Origin of the sequence: Roseivivax isoporae LMG 25204, from assembly GCF_000521865.1 — a bacterium.
Lineage (GTDB): Bacteria > Pseudomonadota > Alphaproteobacteria > Rhodobacterales > Rhodobacteraceae > Roseivivax > Roseivivax isoporae.
On record NZ_JAME01000191.1, the window covers coordinates 1 to 345 of the forward strand.

Annotated in this window: 1 protein-coding gene; it reads right to left on the reverse strand. The window is 70.7% G+C overall.

The annotated features are described in order from the left end of the window. On the reverse strand, positions 1-345 hold a 345-nt coding region (locus RISW2_RS23295; protein WP_043776116.1), incomplete at both ends, for a sigma 54-interacting transcriptional regulator.

Genomic DNA, 345 nt, shown 5'->3' on the forward strand with positions numbered 1-345 from the left:
CGCAAGGCGTCGGGCAACGGCGGCTCGCCGGCCAGGCCCAGGTTCTGCCGCACCCGCTGGTACAGGTTCTGCGCCAGCAGCCAGATGTCGTCGCGCCGCTCGCGCAGCGTCGGCATGTCGATGCGCAGGATGTTCAGGCGGAAGAACAGGTCCTGGCGGAAGGCGCCGGCCGCGACCATGGCCGCCAGGTCGCGATGGGTGGCGGCCATGATGCGCACGTTGACCGGCACCGGTTCACTGCCGCCCACGGGCATCACCTGCCGTTCCTGCAGCACGCGCAGCAGGCGGATCTGCAGCGCCGGCGGCATGTCGCCGATCTCGTCCAGGAACAGCGTGCCGTTGTGG